Genomic DNA, 20,264 nt, shown 5'->3' with positions numbered 1-20,264 from the left:
TACCGTTACATGTGATACACTTATATTGTATCACAATGATATAAAAGGGGAGAAATAGGAAATGGTGCATATACAAAAAATTACGCCAACGATGAAAGAAACAATTCGAATGTTTATGTGTGAGAACTGGGGAAGTTCATTGATGGTTTCACGTGGTAAGGGGCATCAATTAGAAGAGTTGCCAGGATTTGTTGCGTTTTCTAATGACAGAATAATCGGAATTATAACGTATGAAGTGACTGGAAATATGTGTGAAATTATATCGTTAGATAGTATTGAAGAAAGAAAAGGAATAGGGAAGAAGCTTGTGGATTGTGTATTGCAAGTTGCAGAAGAAGAACGGTGCAGGCAGGTTTGTCTTATTACAACAAATGATAATATGAATGCGTTACGATTTTACCAAAAACGTAATTTTGTAATGACTAATTTATATGTGAATGCGGTAGAGGAGGCACGAAAAATAAAGAAAGAAATTCCACGTATTGGATATGATAATATCCCAATTTTACATGAAATTCAGTTGGAGTATCGTTTAGTGAAATGATGTAACAATTTTCAGAAATATGAGTTATTAATCTTGACGGATAGTGTAATTTAAGTTACCGTAAAATTGTAATCTATTACCATATTAAGGGGTGACGATGTGGCAACTATACGTGATGTTGCAAAATTGGCAGGTGTTTCAGTCGCAACCGTTTCACGAGTTATTAATGAAAAAGGATATGTTCATGAGGACACAGTAAAACAAGTAAAGGAAGCAATTGAAGAATTACGTTATAGGCCAAACAGTGCAGCGAAGCCACTATTTAAAGAGAATTCAACGATAATTGCATTACTTGTAGATAATCTATATGACCCATCAAACATCACTTTGCTACATTGTATTGAGGAAATAGCATATAAAGAAGGATATCAAATCATTGTTTGTAATATAGAGAATAAAGATAGATACATATATATGTTGAAGGAGAATAACGTTGCAGGTGTTATTTTAACAAAATCCGTTTTTAAAAGTATAGGAGAAATTCCATTTCCGTTTGTTGTGATTGATGAGCAACAATCACATGGAAATTATTATGAAAGTGGACAGAGGGCTGTTTCTTTATTAAAAGAGAAAGGGTGTCACTTTCTTGCATATTTCGGTGAGGGAGAAGAAAGTGAAGAAATGGAAGATCATATAGCAGGTTTTTTAGATACTGTTTGGGATGAAGGAATCTCTTATCGAGAAGAATGTGTACAAGGGTATACAAATAAACAGTTTATTACATTATTGCGAAACAATCCGTATATAGATGGAATTGTAACCTCAAGTGATCAGATTGCTATTGAGTTAATTCGGTCAGCAAGATTTGTAAATATACATGTACCAGATAAATTAAAAATTGTTGGACCGAATGGGAGCATAGAGTGTGAATGGATAGGTTCATCACTACCGGCAATTGAAAGCTATGTCAAAGATAACGGAAAAGTAGCTTTTCAACAATTAAAAGGAAAAATAAAAAAGTAAAAGGTGCGTTTTATACGCACCTTTTTATAATGTAATTGCGGCAATAAAGCCAAATATAAGTAACGGTATATTGTAATGTAGAAAAGTGGGTACACATGTATCCCATATATGATGGTGCTGACCATCAGCATTTAAACCGGATGTTGGTCCGAGGGTACTATCTGATGCTGGAGATCCTGCGTCACCTAGCGCTCCGGCTGTACCAATAATTGCAATTGTAGCCATCGGACTAAATCCAAGCTGAATGCACAGAGGTACAAAAATTGTTGTTAAGATAGGGATGGTTGAAAAGGATGAACCAATTCCCATCGTAACGAGAAGTCCAATAACAAGCATAAGAAATGCAGCGAGTGGTTTGTTATTTCCGATTATATGTGCACTCGTTTGCACCAGAGATTCAACATGTCCTGTTTTTCGAAGAACAGCGCCGAATCCAGCGGCAGCAATCATAACAAAGCCAATAAAGGACATCATACGCATTCCGCTTGTTAATATCGCATCTGCTTCTTTAAGTGGTAGACTACCACTTACTGATAAGACGATAATACCTGCTAAAGCACCGAAAATCATTGATTCTGTTGTTAATTGAACAGTTAATGTAGCAATGATAGATAATAACCCGAAAGTAATGCTACGTTTTGTATAGGGAACGATCTCATTTTCGGTAGTATGAATTTGTTCTGTTTCATACGTACGAGGTTTTCGGTACGTAATGAATACCGCTACACATAATCCAATAATCATACCGAGTGCTGGAATAGTCATTGCTTTTGGAATAAGTGTGACATCAAATGTAAGACCGCTTTGCGCAGCGTTGGTTTGCAATACGTCATGATAAATTTTTCCGAACCCTGCAGGGATCCACATATAAGGAGTAATTAATCCAAATGTAATAATACACGTGACAAGTCTTCGATCCACTTTCAGCTCATTTAATACTTTTAAAAGTGCTGGAATTAAGATGGGGATGAAAGCAATGTGAACAGGAATCACATTTTGTGAGAAACAAGCCATCGTTAAAATAATGAATAAAATAAGTATTTTAGAATAAACTTGTTTTTTCGTGTCTTGTTCATTGCCAATCCATTTTAATGCAGTTTGAATCATAGCATCTGGAAGTCCTGTTTTGGAAAGGGAAATAGCGAAACCACCAAGCATTGCATAACTTAAAGCGATTGGAGCACTGTTTCCAAGACCAGTTGTAAAAGTGTTAATCGTTTCTGAAATACCGAGTCCGCCGATAATTCCGCCTGTTAAAGCTCCAACAATGATGGCGACAATGACCTGGACACGTAACAAACTAAGCAATAGCATAATTGCTACTGCGACGAGTACAGCGTTCATAATAAATGTAATCTCCCTAAATTTTTATTCTGTTAAGACAAGTAAATATGAAACATTTTGCTATGTTTATACATACTTGCGACATATTATTATAAAATGTTTTCTATGAAATGTAAAAGAGCCTTTTGTTACTAATGCTGAAAAGCTAGCTCTTGTTTAATTGATTGCAAAGAATTGGCGAATAATTCTGGTTCTTCTAGATCAGGAGAATGTGCTGAATTTGGGAACCAAATCATTTTTTTTATAGGCGCTTCAATAATATCGCAATATTCCTGAACGAGTGCATAAGGAGTTTGATAATCATAGCGACCAGAACAAAAATAAACTGGAATAGATAAACTTGAGATAGAAGAAAAGAAATCGATTGTCAGCATTTCTTCCCATAAAACGCCAGATTTTAAATTTCCTGCGAGAAACTTGAACCAATCTAATAGCGTATATTCAGGAGAAAAGAAACCTTTTCGTATGAAAGAAAAGGAAGATCCGTTTTGGATTGCTCCTCCGAATGTGCCAAGCCACTTTCTTTGAATAATAAGACGTCTCATATCTAAAAATGGTGGTTTTCCTAATTTTAAAAGGGAAGCTAATGCTTTTTTATGATCATGTTTTTTTGCAGAACTAATTAAATGTTGATATAGCAATTCTTCATTTTGTTTCATATGTACAATTTGCCCAATACCGATGTAAGCCTCGATATACTTTGGATATTGATGTGCTATGTTAAGCCCAATAATACTTCCCCAAGAATGACCAGCGAGAAATAGTTTTTGTTTGTTGAACCTTTTAAGTGCATATTGAATCACTTCTTTTGCATCGGAAACGAATTGTTCGATTGTAAAATTTGCTCCGAAATCTTTCATTGAAAAAGATTTACCTGCCCCGCGCTGATCCCAATTAATAACAATAAAGTGCTTCTCTAATTCTTTTTGAAAATGACGAATAAATCCGATTTGTGCCATGCCGGGTCCACCATGGCAGCATAATAAAATAGGCTGCTCTACGTTTTGCCCACGCATAAGGAGAGTTTGTTTTCGATTATTAATCATAACGCTTTCTATCGTAGCGATACTATTAGGAATGAGTTGTTTGTTTTCAGTATAGAACTGAGGGGTATAGCTACGCAAAAGCATATTGAAAACCTCCTTTTGTGAAATCGTATGAATCGCACAGGCTATTCATTTTGCATATACTGTTAGAAAATCATTGTAACATACCATACTAGTGTCATTTCAACACGGGAGGAGGGAAATTGTGACGATTGGAGAAATTATAGATGGTTTAAATAGGCGTGAATCCATCGCTATTATAGCAAAACGTCTTGAAATAAGCCCGTATACATTATCGAAGAAATTAAGATTGATTGGATACGAATATGATGGAGAGCAGAAGAAACGTATTTTTGTAGGAGATGGAGAAGAACCACGTCACTTACAACTCCAAGAAGCGACCGCCCTTCAATATGAGAAAACAGATTATCAATTATTAATTTATGAGCAATTACAAAGTATTTATGAATTATTAAGAAGAAGAGAAGAAGTAATTGCACCAATTATGAGTAAAAGTACAGAGAAAAAGAGACGCACCTTTTCTATTAATACAGAAATATTAGCAAGATTGGACCTTATATCAGAATCGAAAGGAATTCAAAAATCTAAAATTGTAGAAGAGGCGTTGCAACAATTTTTACAGCAATATGAATTTAACAAAACATCACATTTTGATAACTAAAGAAAAGGATACTATGTTCATTGGAAGAACGAGTATCCTTTTTATGATGCATATTACGTATAAATACAGGATTAGTGCAAATCTTTTATGGCGTGAAAAATGAAATTTCTTATTAGAGAAACACTTAATTTACTTTTTGGATTCTTCCATCAATAACTGGCTGAATTGGTTCTTTTAATTGTTTTACGTAATCGACTAACGCTTCAAAGTCGTTTGGACCAGTTTCTGCATTTTTACCATTTTTAAATGATATGAATCCGTCACCGCCAGAAGCTAAGAAAGCATTTGCAACTACGCTATACGTTTTAGATGGAGATAATTCTTCTCCGTTTGTTAAACGTATATTTGTAACTTTTTCACCGTTTGGTTTATTTGCATCCCACGCATATTGAATACCTGAAATTTGAAGCATTCTTGTTGTTCCTTTTTGCCATTGCTGATTTAAAATATCGCGAATGTCTTGACCTGTTAAATCTACTTTAATCAATTGATTTCCAAAAGGTTGAATGCCGTATAACTCACCCCACGTAATATCACCAGCATCTAAGTCATTACGAATGCCACCAGGATTCATGAGGGCGATTTGAGTTTGCATCGTTTGACGCTGAGCATCGGCAACTAAATTTCCAAGAGTGGACTCACCAGCATCATTTTGTTTACGGTCGATAGATGCTGTAGATTTTCCGACCACTTCATTTACAAGTGGTGCGATTTTTTCTTTATATTGATCTAGTTTTTTCTTTACTTGTTTATCAGGTTCTACACCTTCATGATACGTTGTAACAACTTCAGCTTTTTTCTTTATAATATCCTTTGTTTTACGATCAATTGTTACATCCACGTCTGAGAAAGCCGTGCCGTAAGAATTTGCTTGGACAATTAGCTTATTATTTACTGTACCATTTACATACGTATGACTATGTCCACCGAAAATAACATCAACTTCTGGGTCTGTTTCATTTGCAATTCGAGTAAGGTCGCCATTTGTTACCCCAGACTCATCGGTTGTTCCACCGACATGAGCAAGAACGACGATAGATTTAACGCCGAGGCGTTTTAATTGTTGTGTTGATTTATTAATTGCTTCTACTTCATCAGTAATTTGTACATTTTTAAGCATCGTAGGCATAACGACATTTGGTGTATCAGTTGTAACAACACCAATGAATCCTACAGGAACACCATCTACCATTTTTACAGTAAATGGTGGTAAAAATAAGCGGCCAGTTGATTTGTTATAGAAGTTAGCAGCTACATAGGGGAAGTTAGCCCCTTTGAAATTCCCTGTTTTTTCATGATATCCACCGTAAATGAGGCGTTTCATTTCATCAATGCCTTCATCAAATTCATGGTTTCCGATTGTACCAACATCAAATTTTAAATCATTTAAAAATTCAATCGTCGGTTCATCCTGTAATAATGCTGAAACTGGTGGACTAGCTCCGACGATATCACCAGCATGTACGAGAAGTGTATTAGGGTTTTGTTTTTTACGTTCTTTTAAATAAGTAGCTAAGTAATCAGCGCCACCAGCTTCTTTATTATTAATTTTTTTAACAGTATCTAGTTGTCCATGGAAATCATTAATACCAAGCATTTGTACGTCTATGTAGCGGTTTTGTTCAGCTGGATTCTGAGATGGGGGAGCGGCAAATACGCTTGAAAAAGTAATAGTGCTTAAAACAGCAACGGCAGGAATAATTTTTTTCCACATAGTTCATTTCTCCTTTTTTATAATCTGACATCATACGACATAATTTTAATAGATTCATAGGATTATAGCTACATAAAAATTTAGTCTTTTCGAAAAATTAACATATTTACAAAAAATGGATAATAGAGTAAAGACCCTTTTTTATTGTCGATTGCATCGTGTATCTACTATAATGGAGAAAAAAGTAAAAGGTGAGTAGCATGAAGAAAAAGAAACAAAGACAAATGCAAAGACAATCGCAAGTGAATCCACCAAAGAAAGAAACACTTACATTAGGCGATCAATTAAATGATTCACTCATGCAACAATTAAAGAGTAAGAAGAAAGAGTTGCAAGTGAGAGAAGAGGAAAAAGAGGCAGCTGAACTGGAAAGAAAGCGCAAAGAACAAAAAGAACGTGAAAAGAATAAATCATTTGAAGAACTGCTAAGTGAAAGTAACCTTACTTGGAAAGACTTTAAATAATAAAAAAATGATCAGTGAAATTCACTGATCATTTTTTGACGAGCTTGTAAGAAAAGGGGAGTTATTATGAGGAAAATTGTAGTTGTTCCGCATGAAAATCATTGGAGTGAAAAATTTCAAATGGAGGCTGAAAGATTAAAAACAGCGATGCCAGAAACGGTGAAAATTCATCATATTGGAAGTACGTCAGTGCCAGGACTGGCAGCTAAACCTATTATTGATATGATCATGGAAGTAGAAAGTATTGAAAGGGTAGATAGGTGGAATGAACGATTTATAGAGCTTGGTTACATCGTAAAAGGGGAAAATGGTATTTCAGGACGCCGATTTTTTATCCATGGAACGGAAGAAAAACGTTTGTATCATTTACACGTGTTTGAAAAAGGAAATCCAGAGATAGTAAGGCATTTAGCATTTCGTGATTATATGATGGCTCATTGTGAAGAAGCAGAGGCATATGCAACCTTAAAGAAAGAATTGGCCGAAAAGTATACATATGATGGCACGTTATATACGGAAGGGAAAAATGAGTTTGTGCGCAATGTGGATGAAAAAGCGAAAGAATGGAGAGAAAATAACGTGAATAAATGAGTTCACGTTATTTTTTAGCTATATAAAAGTGTTATGTAAACTGTACGTATGTTTTGACTTTTGGGATGAATCTTGTTGAAATAAAGTTGTGGCTTATAAAAAAATGTAACAATGAAAGGGAGACGACTGTGTATATTCCAACAACTACACTTCATAATGGCGTGAAAATGCCGATGATTGGTCTAGGCGTTTATAAAGCAAAAGAAGGCGACGAAGTAAAACAAGCAGTAAAAACAGCGTTAGAAGTTGGATACCGTTCGATTGATACAGCAACTGTGTATGAAAATGAAAGCGGTGTCGGAGAAGCGATTCGTGAATCAGGAATTCCAAGAGAAGACCTATTTATTACAACAAAAGTTTGGAATGACGATCAAGGATACGAGGAGACACTCGAGGCGTTTGAAAAAAGCTTAAAGAAATTACAAATGGACTATGTAGATTTATATTTAATACATTGGCCAGTAAGAGGGAAGTATGTGGATACGTACCGAGCGTTAGAAAAATTATATGAAGAAGGTAAAGTGCGTGCGATTGGTGTTTCTAATTTTCATAAACATCATTTAGAATTGTTATTACCAAATTGCAAAGTGAAGCCGATGGTGAACCAAGTAGAACTTCATCCGATGTTAACGCAATTTGAATTGCGTAATCATTGTCAAGGTGAGCAAATCCAAATGGAAGCGTGGAGTCCGTTAATGAGGGGCGGAGAAGTATTTCAGCATCCAATCATTCAGGCTATTGCTAACAAATATGAAAAAACACCTGCGCAAGTTATATTAAGATGGGATATTCAAAGCGGGATTGTTACAATTCCTAAATCTGTTACACCATCTCGTATTAAAGAAAACTTTACTATTTTTGATTTCTCACTAACTGAAGAAGAGATAAATCAAATTAACACGTTGAATCGCGATTTACATGTAGGCACAAATCCTGATAAATATGATACGTTATAAAAAAGACTGTCTCCTAATAAAGGAGACAGTCTTCTGTTTATCGGTAATTCGATATTTTTAACGATGCAAAGCATATGTGTCATATTTAACAATTTTTTGAAGTTGTACATATTCTTCTTTAGTTAAAGGTAACTGTTGGCTAGCTCGTATATTTTCCTGCAATTGTTGAAGAGAGCTTGCGCCAGGTATAACAGCTGCAACAGTCTTATTATGTAAGCAATATTGAATAGCTGTTCCTGTTAAAGAGCTTTCTCCAATCGTTTCTTTTACACTCGCTAGAGTTGTATGTAATTCATCGTAAGAATAAGAGAGGTAATCCTTTTCCTTTACTCTTTCTATTTTTCTTGCATTGTTATCAGTTAAAATTCCTTTTGCAAGTGGTCCGCGAGCAATGATGCTAATTTGGTATTCATTCAGAAGCGGGAACCATTCTTCTGGACGACGATTTAAAAGGCTATATTCCATTAGTACACTAACGATGTTTGAGCGTTTTGCATATTCACGGATTACATTTGGACGTATAGAAGAAATACCGTAATGGCGGATAATACCTTCTTTTTTCAATTCTTCAAAAGCTTCAATTGTTTCATCTATTGGATCTTCAATCGTTCCGCCATGAAGTTGGTAAAGGTCAATATAATCAGTTTGAAGTCTACGTAAACTTTCTTTTACTTCAGCCTTTATGTAAGCTTTAGAAGGGTCCCAAGACCAGCCGTTTTTTTCTTCTGTCCAACGATTTCCAACCTTCGTTGTAAGAACAATTTTGTCTCGTTTCCCCTTCAAGGCTTTTCCAACAAATTCTTCATTTAATCCGTAATCATATAAATCTGCTGTATCAAAAAAATTAATTCCTAAATCGATTGCTTCATCGACAATACGCATAGCCTCTGTTTCAGATGTACCGAGAGACATACAGCCAAGGCCCATTTCTGTAACAAATAAATCTGAGTTTCCTAATTGACGTTTTTTCATAGGTCAACCTCCTTACCTTTATTGTACGAGAGGGAAAAGAGGTTGACAAACGTTTCCTTTTCGCTTTGCATTAACTGCCCGTAAAAGCATAATTAATGTGAGCTTAATGGATTAATGTTTCATTTTATTTGCTGTAATCCACTCTTGTACAGTTGTATACTCTTTGCTATATTGTTTTAGCTTATGGCGAATTTGCCATGCTTTTCCGACTAACGTGATGCGATTTGGTAAAATATAAACTTTCATTTCTATCACGCTCCTTTCAATGTGGTAAAATGTATGAAGAAAGAATAGGAAATAGAACAGGGAGATGAAGTAGTATGAGTAATCTTACAGAGAGAACAGTAAAAACTGAGCCGATTTTTGATGGTAGAGTTATAAAAGTTCGTGTTGATGATGTAGTATTACCAAATGGAGAAATGAGTAAACGTGAAATTGTAAATCACCCTGGTGCAGTTGCGATTATTGCTATTACAGATGAGGGGAAAATTGTGCTTGTTGAGCAGTATCGTAAAGCGCTTGAAAAGGCGATTATAGAAATTCCAGCCGGCAAGTTAGAGCCTGGTGAAAAACCAGAGGTAACAGCAGTTCGTGAATTAGAAGAGGAAACAGGATATGTATGTGAAAATATGGAGCTTATTACTTCTTTCTATACATCTCCAGGATTCGCAGATGAAATTTTATATGTATATAAAGCGACAGGTTTGACAAAAAAAGAAAATAAAGCTGAGTTAGATGAAGATGAGTTTGTGGAATTAATGGAAGTATCGTTAGAAGAAGCGATTACTCTTATGAAAAATCTTCGTATTCATGATGCGAAGACGATGTTTGCAGTACAATATTTACAACTACAAAAATAAACACTCGCCAAAGGCGAGTGTTTTTAATTGATTTTTGCATATACACGTGCATCACGTAAGCTACCGTCTGGTGCTAGGAAATCATTTTCCATTGTACCTTCTAGAATGAATTCTAAACGTTCTGCTAAGCTACATGCATTTATATTTGTTGCATCAGTACGAATTTCAATTCTTCTAGCGCCTAGTTTATCAAAGGCGAATTGGATAGCGCCTTTAACAGCTTCAGTCATATAGCCTTGTTTTGTATAATCGCTATGCAACCAGAAGTGAAGTGAAAACTTTGGAATATCCCAGTTTTCAGGTTTTAGTGTAATTGCTCCGATGAATGTACCAGATACTTTATCGTATAAGTGAAAATCAAGTGTTTCACGAAGTAAAAACTGTCCGTGAGCTTCGCGAACAATTTCTTCAGCACTCTCTTCTGTTTCAGCGTTAATTGGTACCCACGGTACTAAGTCTTCTAGAGAAGCTTGGATTGCTTCATATACTTCTGCACCATCACCTGGAAATGGTTTACGAACTTGTAAGCGTTCAGTTTGAAATAATGTTGGAAAATCTAATAATAATGGTTTCAAGAGAAATCCCTCCTATTCTCTACTTTTTAGTTTAGCAAAGTAGAGCGGAATTTCAATGTTAATTCGTCATACTTTTTTCTTTCTTTCATATATTTTTAATAAGAGTGTGAACGGAGGGAAGAAAAATGTGGCGAAAAAATTGGCAAGACCGTGTAATGTCTCACATACAGGAAAACTCTTCATTATATATATTTAACGCTGTTTTATTATTGATGGGAGTAATATTTGGAGCCATTCTTGTGAATAGTTTACAAATCAATCAAAAACAAGATTTATCATTTTATTTACAACGTTTTTTTGGACAAGTCTCTAAAGGAGAATTTGCCATTGCGGGCGAAATGTTTCGAGAAAGTTACTTTTCGCAATTAAAATACATCGGATTTATTTGGATTTTAGGGATTTCAATTATTGGATTACCACTTATTTTTATTTTATTATTTGTAAAAGGAGTTGTTGTTGGATTTACAGTTGGTTTTTTAGTAAGTCAGCATGGATGGAATGGACTATTATTAGCATTTGTATCTGTTTTGCCACAAAATTTAATTATCATTCCAGTCTTTCTCATTATGACAACCATTGCTGCAAGTTTTTCTTTACGGATGATTAGGCATCAATTTATTAGAAAAATAACCGAGCCACTATTACCATTATTAATCCGGTATACATGTTTCTTTCTTGTAATTGGAGCAGTATTAGCAATGGCTTGTAGTGTGGAGGCTTACGCATCACCAGTTTTAATGAAAGAAGTTGTTGAGGCTATTAATAAAAAATAAATATTTTTTGAGAATAATTATCAATTTGTTTTTATTGTTTTTCTTTTGACAGAAGCCCTTCTTCTGATATAATGGTGTAAGAGTGGCGAGGAGGGAGTAGTACCGAATGGAAGAAAGAATTGAACGAATTAAGAAGCAATTACATGCAGCGAGCTATAAATTAACACCGCAACGTGAAGCAACAGTTCGTGTGCTGCTAGAAAATGAAGAAGATCATTTAAGCGCAGAAGATGTTTACCTCCTTGTAAAAGAAAAGTCGCCAGAGATCGGATTAGCAACCGTCTATCGAACTTTAGAACTATTATCTGAGTTAAAAGTTGTCGATAAGATTAACTTCGGAGACGGTGTTTCACGCTATGACTTACGCCAAGAAGGTGCGCAGCGTTTTCACCATCATTTGATTTGTACACAATGTGGTGCTGTACAAGAAATACAAGAAGATTTACTTGGTGAAGTGGAAAGGAAAGTAGAACGAGACTGGAGCTTTAAGGTGAAAGATCATCGTTTAACATTCCATGGGATTTGTAAAAATTGTCAAGAAAATGAAACGGATGAAAAATAACCTTTTCCTATTTATCTAGGAAGAGGTTTTTTATTTGAATAAGGTATAAATTGGTGAAAGCTTGGCATATGTTGTAATAACTTATATTTTGGAGGAATTTACAATGCGCCGAGCTTTAAAATTAACTTTTGATGGAATAAAAGTATTTTTATTATTTACAAGTTGTACGATTTTGTTTTATTTCGCTATACTATGGATAAATGAAGAATATGAAAGCTATCATCGTTATGAAAAACCTAAAGAAGAGACTGTAGAAAAAGTATCAGGGAATGAAGAACCGGCAAAGGATGCTTTCGTAAATAGAATGATGTTTTTCTATGAAAATGGGGAGTAGTGTAGAGTGGAAGATCAATTAAAAGATTTTATTCATTATATGGTTGTCGAAAAAGGATTAGCAAAGAATACAGTAGTATCTTATGAACGGGATTTAAAAAGCTACGTAAAGTATTTGCAAAATGTGGAACAGACGAAAACTTTTCATGAAGTGACCCGTTTACACATTGTTAACTTTTTGCAGTATTTAAAAGAAAACGGAAAATCTTCGAAAACATTGGCGCGTCATATTGCATCAATTCGTTCGTTCCACCAATTTTTACTTCGTGAACGAGCGGTAGAACACGATCCATCCGTACATATTGAAACGCCGCAAGGGGAACGGAAATTACCAAAAGTATTATCAGTTGATGAAGTAGAGGCGTTACTTCAAACACCAAAAATGACAAGTGCTTTTGGGATACGTGATAAGGCGATGCTAGAGTTACTGTATGCGACAGGACTTCGTGTTTCAGAATTGATTGCACTCAATTTAGAAGATGTACATTTAACGATGGGATTTGTTCGTTGCATAGGGAAAGGGAATAAAGAAAGAATTATTCCACTAGGAAGTTTAGCAACGGAAGCGATTCAAAAGTATATTGAAAAAGGAAGAAGAGAATTAATGGGGAAAAAAGTAGTAGATGCACTCTTTTTAAACCATCATGGTAATCGATTATCAAGACAAGGATTTTGGAAAATATTAAAACGATTAGCGAAAGAAGCAAATATTGAAAAAGAGCTTACACCTCATACGTTGCGTCACTCGTTTGCTACGCACTTATTAGAAAATGGAGCAGATTTACGTGCTGTACAAGAAATGCTTGGTCATGCAGATATTTCAACGACGCAAATCTATACGCACGTTTCAAAAACTAGATTAAAAGATGTATATAAACAGTTTCATCCAAGAGCATAGTTACTATGCTCTTTTTTCATAGATTCAGAAGGGAAGACCGTTTCACAGAAACTTCACAAACATTTCGTATATTGTTTTCAGCAGAAGACTGGAATATTACAATGTATTTCCTCTATACTAAATAAAGTATAAAGGAGGAAATGATGATGAAAAAACTGATTATAACTTTATTTATCGCGATGCTAGCGTTGGCTGGCTGTAATACAAACAAAGAAGAACCGAAAAAAGAACAGAAACTTGAAGCTGTAAAAGTAGCAGTCCAAACAAATCCGAAAGAAATTAAACCAGGTGAAAAAACAGAAGTACAAGCACTTGTTACACAAGGGAAAGAAAAAGTAACGGATGCCGATGATGTAAAGTTTGAAATTTGGAAAGATGGCGACGAAAAGCACGAGATGTTAGATGGTAAGCATAAAGGAAAAGGTGTTTATGCAGTAGAGAAAACATTCGAAACGGATGGAGTATACCATATTATCGCTCACACAAATGCACGTGAAATGCACGTTATGCCGGAAGTGAAAGTTGCTGTAGGAAATGCGAAAGTAGAAGATGCGAAAAAAGAAAATAGTGATCACAGTGCAGGACATGGAGATCATAAAAGTGACACAATGATCCATCTTATGGCTGGAGACATAAAGGCAAATGCTGAATCTACAATGAAAGTTCATTTAAAGCAAAAAGAAGAAGCATTAGCTGGTGCTGAAGTACAACTAGAGATTTGGAAAGATGGTGTTGAAAAACACGAATTTATTCCAGCGAAAGAAGGGAATAAAGGAGAGTATGAAACGAAACATACTTTCAAAGAGAACGGTGCTTACAAAGTGAAAGTGCATGTAAGAAAAGGCGAATTGCATGAACATAAAGAAGAAACAATAGAAGTAAAATAAAAAGTAGCTCTTTAGAGCTACTTTTTATTTTTAATATGAAGAAATAAATCATAAAAAAATTAGCACTTCGTTGCAGAATGAATTACAATAGAAGTGTGAAGAAAATGAGAAATTCTACGAAAATGTATTAAAAAGAAAGCGTAAACATGTTATGATATCAGTATCAGATGTCTGACATCTGACTTAGAAAAAACTAGAAATGTTTTTGAGTCGTTTCAAGTAAAACGAAATAGGTTAGAGAATGGTTTAAAGAAGTACTGTTTGACAATGAGAATTCTTATGGATAACAGTTTCACTTTATAGCGTTTTGAACATACTACAAGAAGTAGAACTGAACTTATAGGAGGTCGCAGTTATGAATAAATATAAACGTATATTCCTAGTCGTAATGGACTCTGTGGGAATCGGTGAAGCACCAGATGCTGAGCAATTTGGTGATTTGGGATCTGACACAATTGGTCACATTGCTGAACATATGAATGGTTTACAAATGCCTAACATGGTGAAATTGGGTCTTGGTAACATTCGTGAAATGAAAGGTATCTCTAAAGTAGAGAAACCACTTGGATATTACACAAAAATGCAAGAGAAATCTACTGGTAAAGATACAATGACAGGTCACTGGGAAATCATGGGCCTTTACATTGATACACCATTCCAAGTGTTCCCGGAAGGATTCCCGAAAGAATTACTTGATGAATTAGAAGAAAAAACAGGCCGTAAAATTATCGGTAATAAGCCAGCTTCTGGAACTGAAATTCTTGATGAACTTGGCCAAGAGCAAATGGAAACCGGCTCTTTAATCGTTTATACTTCTGCTGATAGCGTATTGCAAATTGCAGCACACGAAGAAGTAGTGCCACTTGATGAGTTATATAAAATCTGTAAAATTGCACGTGAATTAACATTAGATGAGAAATACATGGTAGGTCGTGTTATTGCTCGTCCATTCGTTGGTGAACCTGGAAACTTTACACGTACACCAAACCGTCATGATTATGCATTAAAACCATTCGGCCGTACAGTAATGAATGAATTAAAAGATAGTGACTACGATGTAATTGCTATCGGTAAAATCTCTGACATCTATGATGGTGAAGGGGTAACGGAATCACTTCGTACGAAGTCTAACATGGATGGAATGGATAAGCTTGTAGATACATTAAATATGGACTTTACAGGTCTTAGCTTCTTAAACTTAGTTGACTTTGATGCATTATTCGGCCACCGCCGTGATCCACAAGGATACGGAGAGGCTCTGCAAGAATATGATGCACGTCTTCCAGAAGTATTCGCAAAACTACAAGAAGATGATCTATTATTAATTACAGCAGACCACGGTAATGATCCAATTCACCCTGGTACTGACCATACACGTGAATATGTACCATTATTAGCATATAGCCCAAGTATGAAAGAAGGCGGACAAGAGTTACCACTTCGTCAAACATTTGCTGATATTGGTGCAACAGTAGCAGAAAACTTCGGTGTGAAAATGCCAGAATACGGAACAAGCTTCTTAAACGAGCTAAAGAAATAGGGGGATAAACAAATGAATCGTGAACTTATTACAAAATCAGCTTCATACTTAAAAGAGAAATTTCAAGAGACACCACAAGTAGGACTAATCCTTGGATCAGGACTTGGTGTATTAGCAGACGAAATTGAGAACGCAGTAACAGTACCTTACAGTGAAATCCCTGAGTTCCCAGTATCAACTGTAGAAGGCCATGCAGGTCAACTAGTATTTGGCACACTTCAAGGTGTAACAGTAGTAGCAATGCAAGGACGTTTCCACTTCTATGAAGGATACGACATGCAAAAAGTAACATTCCCAGTTCGTGTTATGAAAGAACTAGGTGTAGAAACGGTTGTTGTAACAAACGCAGCTGGTGGTGTAAATACATCATTCGAGCCAGGCGATCTTATGTTAATTTCAGACCACATTAACTTCATGGGTACGAATCCATTAATCGGACCAAATGATTCTGAAATGGGCGTACGTTTCCCTGATATGTCTACATCATATACAGTAGAACTTCGTGAAATGGCGAAACAAGTTGCAGCAGACTTAAATATTAAAGTACAAGAAGGTGTATACGTTGGAATGACAGGTCCTGTATATGAAACACCTGCTGAAATTCGTATGCTTCGTACACTTGGCGGAGATGCAGTTGGTATGTCAACAGTACCTGAAGTAATTGTAGCACGTCATGCTGGAATGAAAGTATTAGGTATTTCTTGTATTTCAAATATGGCAGCTGGTATTTTAGATCAGCCACTTCATCACGATGAAGTAATTGAAACGACAGAACGTGTTAAAGCTAACTTCTTAGCATTAGTAAAAGCAATCGTAAAACAAATGAAGGGGTGACTTCACAATGAGAATGGTGGACCTAATTGCAAAAAAACGTGACGGACATGCATTAACGACAGAAGAAATTAACTTTATTGTTGAAGGATATACAAATGGTGATATTCCTGATTATCAAGTAAGTTCACTTGCAATGGCAATTTTCTTCCAAGATATGAACGATCAAGAGCGTGCTGATTTAACGATGGCAATGGTAAATAGCGGCGATACAATTGACTTATCAGCTATTGAAGGTGTAAAAGTAGATAAGCATTCGACAGGTGGTGTTGGTGATACAACGACACTTGTATTAGGTCCATTAGTAGCTGCTTTAGACGTACCAGTAGCGAAAATGTCTGGACGCGGTTTAGGACATACTGGTGGTACAATTGATAAATTAGAAGCAGTTCCAGGATTCCATGTGGAAATTGAAAACGATGAATTCATGCGACTTGTAAATGAAAACAAAATCGCTGTTATCGGCCAAAGTGGTAACTTAACACCTGCTGATAAAAAGTTATATGCACTTCGTGACGTAACAGCAACAGTAAACTCAATTCCGCTTATTGCAAGTTCGATTATGAGTAAAAAAATTGCTGCTGGTGCAGATGCAATTGTTCTTGATGTAAAAACTGGAGCAGGTGCATTTATGAAAACGGATGAAGATGCAAAACGTTTAGCAGAAGCAATGGTACGCATCGGTAATAACGTTGGTCGTAATACGATGGCAGTTATTTCTGATATGAGTCAACCACTCGGTGAAGCTATCGGTAACGCACTAGAAGTACAAGAAGCAATTGATACATTACAAGGTAAAGGGCCAAAAGATTTAGAAGAGCTATGTTTAACACTTGGAAGCCAAATGGTGTACCTTGCTGGACAAGCTTCATCTTTAGAAGATGCACGTGAAAAGCTAATTGAAGTAATGAACAACGGAAAAGCGCTAGAATCATTTAAAACGTTCTTATCAGCGCAAGGCGGCGACGCATCTGTTGTTGATGACCCTTCTAAATTGCCACAAGCACAATTTAAAATTGAAGTGGAAGCGAAAGAAGACGGATATGTATCAGAAATCGTTGCAGACGAAATCGGAACAGCAGCAATGCTTTTAGGAGCAGGACGTGCAACGAAAGAGTCAGAAATTGATTTAGCAGTTGGTCTAATGCTGCGCAAAAAAGTAGGCGATAGCGTGAAGCAAGGTGAATCCCTTGTTACAATTTACGCGAACCGCGAAAATGTTGAAGATGTAAAAGCGAAAATTTATGAGAACATGAAGATCTCTAAAGAACACGTAGATGCACCAACTTTAGTACACGGTATCGTAACGAAGTAATAAAAAAAAGCTGAGGAGATTTCTCCTTGGCTTTTTTTACTATTTTTTGTTTATAATAATAATGGGTGAAATTATGATTAGAATTTGTGCAGTAACAAAAACAGATGAAGTATTATATGATGTTTCTCTAGAAGAAACAAAGAAAGACCATATTGTATGGTATTGGCTAGATTTATATAAGCCAACGAAAGAAGAGTATACATATATTCTGCAAGACCATTTTAAGTTCCATCCCCTTGCAATTGAAGACTGTCTAGAATATGTACAGAGACCAAAAGTTGATTTTTATGATGGATATAACTTTTTAGTTCTTCACGCGTTTGGAGAAGATGGGCTAGAACCACATGAAATTGATTTGTTTGTTAGTGATCGCTATATTGTTTCTTTCCATTTTTCTCATAATAATGCAATTGAAAGAGTATGGAAAACACTTGGTGAGAAGAGGCGGATTAAGAAAGGACCTTTACATGTAGCACATACAATCACTGATCAAATTGTAGATGATTATTTCGCACCTGTATATTACATTGAAGATCATTTAAATGCGATTGATGATAATTTAACAGGTGAGACAGCAGGAGCCGTGCTAGAAGAAGTATTTGATATTAGGGCAGATTTATCTAAGTTAAGACGTACAATTATTCCAATGCGTGATTTATTGTATCGTATTTTGAATTCCACTCGTTTTTACGGTATAAGTGATCATGAGATTTATTTTAAAGATATACATGATCATTTACTTAAACTTACGGAAATGATTGAGGCAAGTCGAGAGTTAACGGCGGATATTCGGGATAGTTATTTTTCATTAAACTCACATCATATGAATAACATTATGAAAACATTAACTGTATTCTCGACTATTTTCATGCCATTAACATTTATTGCGGGAGTATATGGAATGAACTTTACGCATATGCCAGAGCTTGGTGGACAATATAGTTATTTTATTTGTCTTCTTCTAATGGCATTAATTGGCGGCGGAATGATGGCATGGTTTTATAAAAAAGGATGGTTTAAGTAAAAAACACCGAGGATTTCCTCGGTGTTTTTTCTTAACCAATAGCATGTAATACAAACATAGCTAAGAATAAGCATGTAATGATATACATAGATGGTGCGACTTCTTTACGCTTTCCAAGAGCAACTTTTAAGATAGGGTAAGCAATAAATCCGAACGCAATGCCATCAGCGATACTATATGTGAGCGGGATCATAACGATAATTAAGAATGCTGGAAATCCTTCTGAAAAGTCGTTCAGAGGAATTTGTTGAATGCTTGTAATCATCAGACCGCCAATAATAATTAAGATTGGTGCAATGGCACTATCAGGAATTAATTTGACAAATGGAAGAGCAAACAGTGATGCAAAGAATAGCAACCCAGTAACGATAGACGTCAGACCTGTCTTACCACCTGCAGTAATACCTGCGGCACTTTCTACTGTTGAAACGGTAGGGCTTGTGCCAAATAGACCACATGTCATTGCTGAAATTGCATTGGCTTGGTAAGCACGTGGGAATTTACGATCATCTTCTAATAAACCGTGCAGAAGTCCCATGTTCTCAAAAATAAGCACCATGCTTAAAGAGAATGTTGCAATCCAAAATGGTAAGGAAGAAAGTTTCCCAAATGACATAGCTCCAAACACATCACCGTAATTAGCGAATGAGAATGAACTATTTCCCATTTGACTCGTATCCACAAGACCAAATAACCATGAGATACCAGTTCCTATTGCAATCGTCCATAAAAAGTTTCCACGTACGTTACGAATAAATAATACAAGTGCAATGATAAGAGTAAGTAATGTCGCAAGAACGACAGGATTACTTAATTTCCCCATTGCCACAGCAGTATTTGGGTTCGAAACGACTAAACCACCTTTTTGCAATCCGATAAACGCTAAAAATAATCCAATGCCGACAGTAATCGCTTCCTTTAATGACTTTGGAATTGATACTGATAGCACGCGAGCGATTGGTGTAAAAGCGGCAATTGCAAAAATAATACCAGAGATAAAGACAGCAGCTAATGCTTCTTGCCAAGTTAGTCCAAGCGTATGCACAGCTGTGTACGTGAAGAATGCATTTACACCCATACCAGGGACAAGAATAGCAGGTGCATTTGCCCAAAATGCCATGAGTAGACATCCGACAAATGAACTAAAAACAGTTGCTAAAATTCCAGCTTCAAGAGGAATGCCAGCATCTGATAAGATGGACGCATTTACAATCATAATATATACGATTGTGAAAAATGACGTAACTCCAGCTAAAACTTCTTGTTTTGGTGATGTTTCGTGTAAACCTAATTTAAATGTTCTTTCAAGTATTCCTTTCATGTTAAACCTTCTTTTTCATATCCCTCTCCCACCCGTGATATCTCTTTTGTAAGAGCTCACCGTCCTTTA

The 20,264-nt window shown here is 35.8% G+C and carries 23 protein-coding genes; 16 read left to right on the top strand and 7 right to left on the bottom strand.

Annotation, left to right across the window (positions count from 1 at the left end):
• The first annotated feature begins 61 nt into the window (after positions 1 to 61).
• Positions 62 to 544 carry a GNAT family N-acetyltransferase gene (locus DOS87_RS22770; RefSeq protein ID WP_000233419.1) on the top strand — a complete coding sequence of 161 codons (483 nt, stop codon included), beginning with the start codon at positions 62 to 64 and terminating at the stop codon, positions 542 to 544.
• A 99-nt stretch (positions 545 to 643) separates the two neighbouring features.
• Positions 644 to 1,507: a LacI family DNA-binding transcriptional regulator gene (locus tag DOS87_RS22765; protein WP_000201358.1), complete on the top strand. Its 864-nt coding sequence runs from the start codon at positions 644 to 646 to the stop codon at positions 1,505 to 1,507.
• A gap of 24 nt (positions 1,508 to 1,531) precedes the next feature.
• On the opposite strand, the gene DOS87_RS22760 is transcribed toward DOS87_RS22765, so the two are convergent.
• Both DOS87_RS22760 and DOS87_RS22755 read right to left on the bottom strand, forming a co-directional pair.
• Positions 1,532 to 2,851, bottom strand: a complete 1,320-nt coding sequence (locus DOS87_RS22760; RefSeq protein WP_000994811.1) for a Na+/H+ antiporter family protein — start codon at positions 2,849 to 2,851, stop codon at positions 1,532 to 1,534.
• Positions 2,852 to 2,982: 131 nt separating this feature from the next.
• Positions 2,983 to 3,981: an alpha/beta fold hydrolase gene (locus DOS87_RS22755; protein ID WP_000926820.1), complete on the bottom strand. Its 999-nt coding sequence runs from the start codon at positions 3,979 to 3,981 to the stop codon at positions 2,983 to 2,985.
• Positions 3,982 to 4,102: 121 nt separating this feature from the next.
• Here DOS87_RS22755 and DOS87_RS22750 point away from each other — a divergent pair, with 121 nt between their 5' ends.
• Complete coding sequence (locus DOS87_RS22750) at positions 4,103 to 4,579, top strand: ribbon-helix-helix domain-containing protein (RefSeq protein ID WP_000151934.1); 477 nt, start codon at positions 4,103 to 4,105, stop codon at positions 4,577 to 4,579.
• 124 nt (positions 4,580 to 4,703) lie between these two features.
• Here DOS87_RS22750 and DOS87_RS22745 read toward each other — a convergent pair whose 3' ends face one another.
• Complete coding sequence (locus DOS87_RS22745; RefSeq protein WP_000265545.1) at positions 4,704 to 6,293, bottom strand: bifunctional metallophosphatase/5'-nucleotidase; 1,590 nt, start codon at positions 6,291 to 6,293, stop codon at positions 4,704 to 4,706.
• Between the two features lie 200 nt (positions 6,294 to 6,493).
• On the opposite strand from DOS87_RS22745, the gene DOS87_RS22740 reads away from it, so the two are divergent.
• The 3 genes from DOS87_RS22740 to DOS87_RS22730 all read left to right on the top strand — a co-directional run bounded on the left by DOS87_RS22740 (position 6,494) and on the right by DOS87_RS22730 (position 8,304).
• Positions 6,494 to 6,757: a YqkE family protein gene (locus tag DOS87_RS22740; protein ID WP_000727553.1), complete on the top strand. Its 264-nt coding sequence runs from the start codon at positions 6,494 to 6,496 to the stop codon at positions 6,755 to 6,757.
• 66 nt (positions 6,758 to 6,823) lie between these two features.
• Positions 6,824 to 7,348 carry a GrpB family protein gene (locus DOS87_RS22735; RefSeq protein WP_001227184.1) on the top strand — a complete coding sequence of 175 codons (525 nt, stop codon included), beginning with the start codon at positions 6,824 to 6,826 and terminating at the stop codon, positions 7,346 to 7,348.
• A 128-nt stretch (positions 7,349 to 7,476) separates the two neighbouring features.
• Positions 7,477 to 8,304: an aldo/keto reductase gene (locus tag DOS87_RS22730; protein ID WP_000275862.1), complete on the top strand. Its 828-nt coding sequence runs from the start codon at positions 7,477 to 7,479 to the stop codon at positions 8,302 to 8,304.
• A gap of 57 nt (positions 8,305 to 8,361) precedes the next feature.
• Here DOS87_RS22730 and DOS87_RS22725 read toward each other — a convergent pair whose 3' ends face one another.
• Complete coding sequence (locus DOS87_RS22725) at positions 8,362 to 9,276, bottom strand: aldo/keto reductase (RefSeq protein ID WP_000747233.1); 915 nt, start codon at positions 9,274 to 9,276, stop codon at positions 8,362 to 8,364.
• A 111-nt stretch (positions 9,277 to 9,387) separates the two neighbouring features.
• Complete coding sequence (gene mciZ, locus DOS87_RS22720; RefSeq protein WP_000870291.1) at positions 9,388 to 9,522, bottom strand: Z-ring formation inhibitor MciZ; 135 nt, start codon at positions 9,520 to 9,522, stop codon at positions 9,388 to 9,390.
• A gap of 74 nt (positions 9,523 to 9,596) precedes the next feature.
• Here mciZ and DOS87_RS22715 point away from each other — a divergent pair, with 74 nt between their 5' ends.
• Positions 9,597 to 10,136, top strand: a complete 540-nt coding sequence (locus DOS87_RS22715) for an NUDIX domain-containing protein (protein ID WP_000067931.1) — start codon at positions 9,597 to 9,599, stop codon at positions 10,134 to 10,136.
• A 23-nt stretch (positions 10,137 to 10,159) separates the two neighbouring features.
• On the opposite strand, the gene DOS87_RS22710 is transcribed toward DOS87_RS22715, so the two are convergent.
• On the bottom strand, positions 10,160 to 10,711 hold the full coding sequence (locus DOS87_RS22710) for a GNAT family N-acetyltransferase (protein WP_000803497.1): 552 nt from the start codon (positions 10,709 to 10,711) through the stop codon (positions 10,160 to 10,162).
• Between the two features lie 155 nt (positions 10,712 to 10,866).
• Between DOS87_RS22710 and spoIIM the strand changes: the two genes are divergently transcribed.
• The 9 genes from spoIIM (at position 10,867) to corA (ending at position 18,874) form a co-directional block, all read left to right on the top strand.
• On the top strand, positions 10,867 to 11,484 hold the full coding sequence (gene spoIIM, locus DOS87_RS22705) for a stage II sporulation protein M (RefSeq protein ID WP_223308695.1): 618 nt from the start codon (positions 10,867 to 10,869) through the stop codon (positions 11,482 to 11,484).
• 106 nt (positions 11,485 to 11,590) lie between these two features.
• Positions 11,591 to 12,046 carry a ferric iron uptake transcriptional regulator gene (locus tag DOS87_RS22700; protein WP_000392657.1) on the top strand — a complete coding sequence of 152 codons (456 nt, stop codon included), beginning with the start codon at positions 11,591 to 11,593 and terminating at the stop codon, positions 12,044 to 12,046.
• 103 nt (positions 12,047 to 12,149) lie between these two features.
• Positions 12,150 to 12,380, top strand: a complete 231-nt coding sequence (locus tag DOS87_RS22695) for a YqzK family protein (protein WP_001250432.1) — start codon at positions 12,150 to 12,152, stop codon at positions 12,378 to 12,380.
• A gap of 6 nt (positions 12,381 to 12,386) precedes the next feature.
• Positions 12,387 to 13,277, top strand: a complete 891-nt coding sequence (gene xerD, locus DOS87_RS22690; RefSeq protein ID WP_000390088.1) for a site-specific tyrosine recombinase XerD — start codon at positions 12,387 to 12,389, stop codon at positions 13,275 to 13,277.
• A gap of 146 nt (positions 13,278 to 13,423) precedes the next feature.
• Complete coding sequence (locus DOS87_RS22685; protein ID WP_000733454.1) at positions 13,424 to 14,164, top strand: FixH family protein; 741 nt, start codon at positions 13,424 to 13,426, stop codon at positions 14,162 to 14,164.
• A gap of 355 nt (positions 14,165 to 14,519) precedes the next feature.
• Positions 14,520 to 15,704, top strand: coding sequence for a phosphopentomutase (gene deoB / locus DOS87_RS22680; protein WP_001046081.1), 1,185 nt, complete (start codon positions 14,520 to 14,522; stop codon positions 15,702 to 15,704).
• 12 nt (positions 15,705 to 15,716) lie between these two features.
• Positions 15,717 to 16,538 carry a purine-nucleoside phosphorylase gene (locus tag DOS87_RS22675; RefSeq protein ID WP_001078446.1) on the top strand — a complete coding sequence of 274 codons (822 nt, stop codon included), beginning with the start codon at positions 15,717 to 15,719 and terminating at the stop codon, positions 16,536 to 16,538.
• 7 nt (positions 16,539 to 16,545) lie between these two features.
• Entirely contained in the window at positions 16,546 to 17,850 is a 1,305-nt protein-coding gene (locus DOS87_RS22670; RefSeq protein ID WP_001243069.1) for a pyrimidine-nucleoside phosphorylase, read from the top strand.
• A 61-nt stretch (positions 17,851 to 17,911) separates the two neighbouring features.
• The gene (corA, locus tag DOS87_RS22665; protein ID WP_002026281.1) at positions 17,912 to 18,874 is read left to right on the top strand and encodes a magnesium/cobalt transporter CorA; all 963 of its coding nucleotides are present in this window, start codon (positions 17,912 to 17,914) and stop codon (positions 18,872 to 18,874) included.
• Positions 18,875 to 18,905: 31 nt separating this feature from the next.
• On the opposite strand, the gene DOS87_RS22660 is transcribed toward corA, so the two are convergent.
• Complete coding sequence (locus tag DOS87_RS22660) at positions 18,906 to 20,195, bottom strand: NCS2 family permease (protein WP_000676243.1); 1,290 nt, start codon at positions 20,193 to 20,195, stop codon at positions 18,906 to 18,908.
• Between the last annotated feature and the right edge of the window lie 69 nt (positions 20,196 to 20,264).

The organism is Bacillus sp. CR71, from assembly GCF_003429245.1.
GTDB lineage: Bacteria > Bacillota > Bacilli > Bacillales > Bacillaceae_G > Bacillus_A > Bacillus_A thuringiensis_S.
Note: the sequence above shows the minus strand (reverse complement) of the source record. Positions and strands in the feature narration are given on the sequence as shown.

Bases quoted from the DNA above. Each gene is read 5' to 3' on its own strand.
- DOS87_RS22770 (WP_000233419.1), top strand. From the start codon at position 62: ATGGTGCATATACAAAAAATTACGCCAACGATGAAAGAAACAATTCGA.
- DOS87_RS22760 (WP_000994811.1), bottom strand. From the start codon at position 2,851: ATGAACGCTGTACTCGTCGCAGTAGCAATTATGCTATTGCTTAGTTTG.
- DOS87_RS22755 (WP_000926820.1), bottom strand. From the start codon at position 3,981: ATGCTTTTGCGTAGCTATACCCCTCAGTTCTATACTGAAAACAAACAA.
- DOS87_RS22745 (WP_000265545.1), bottom strand. From the start codon at position 6,293: ATGTGGAAAAAAATTATTCCTGCCGTTGCTGTTTTAAGCACTATTACT.
- DOS87_RS22740 (WP_000727553.1), top strand. From the start codon at position 6,494: ATGAAGAAAAAGAAACAAAGACAAATGCAAAGACAATCGCAAGTGAAT.
- DOS87_RS22735 (WP_001227184.1), top strand. From the start codon at position 6,824: ATGAGGAAAATTGTAGTTGTTCCGCATGAAAATCATTGGAGTGAAAAA.
- DOS87_RS22725 (WP_000747233.1), bottom strand. From the start codon at position 9,276: ATGAAAAAACGTCAATTAGGAAACTCAGATTTATTTGTTACAGAAATG.
- mciZ (WP_000870291.1), bottom strand. From the start codon at position 9,522: ATGAAAGTTTATATTTTACCAAATCGCATCACGTTAGTCGGAAAAGCA.
- DOS87_RS22715 (WP_000067931.1), top strand. From the start codon at position 9,597: ATGAGTAATCTTACAGAGAGAACAGTAAAAACTGAGCCGATTTTTGAT.
- spoIIM (WP_223308695.1), top strand. From the start codon at position 10,867: ATGTCTCACATACAGGAAAACTCTTCATTATATATATTTAACGCTGTT.
- DOS87_RS22700 (WP_000392657.1), top strand. From the start codon at position 11,591: ATGGAAGAAAGAATTGAACGAATTAAGAAGCAATTACATGCAGCGAGC.
- DOS87_RS22695 (WP_001250432.1), top strand. From the start codon at position 12,150: ATGCGCCGAGCTTTAAAATTAACTTTTGATGGAATAAAAGTATTTTTA.
- DOS87_RS22685 (WP_000733454.1), top strand. From the start codon at position 13,424: ATGAAAAAACTGATTATAACTTTATTTATCGCGATGCTAGCGTTGGCT.
- deoB (WP_001046081.1), top strand. From the start codon at position 14,520: ATGAATAAATATAAACGTATATTCCTAGTCGTAATGGACTCTGTGGGA.
- DOS87_RS22675 (WP_001078446.1), top strand. From the start codon at position 15,717: ATGAATCGTGAACTTATTACAAAATCAGCTTCATACTTAAAAGAGAAA.
- DOS87_RS22670 (WP_001243069.1), top strand. From the start codon at position 16,546: ATGAGAATGGTGGACCTAATTGCAAAAAAACGTGACGGACATGCATTA.
- corA (WP_002026281.1), top strand. From the start codon at position 17,912: ATGGGTGAAATTATGATTAGAATTTGTGCAGTAACAAAAACAGATGAA.
- DOS87_RS22660 (WP_000676243.1), bottom strand. From the start codon at position 20,195: ATGAAAGGAATACTTGAAAGAACATTTAAATTAGGTTTACACGAAACA.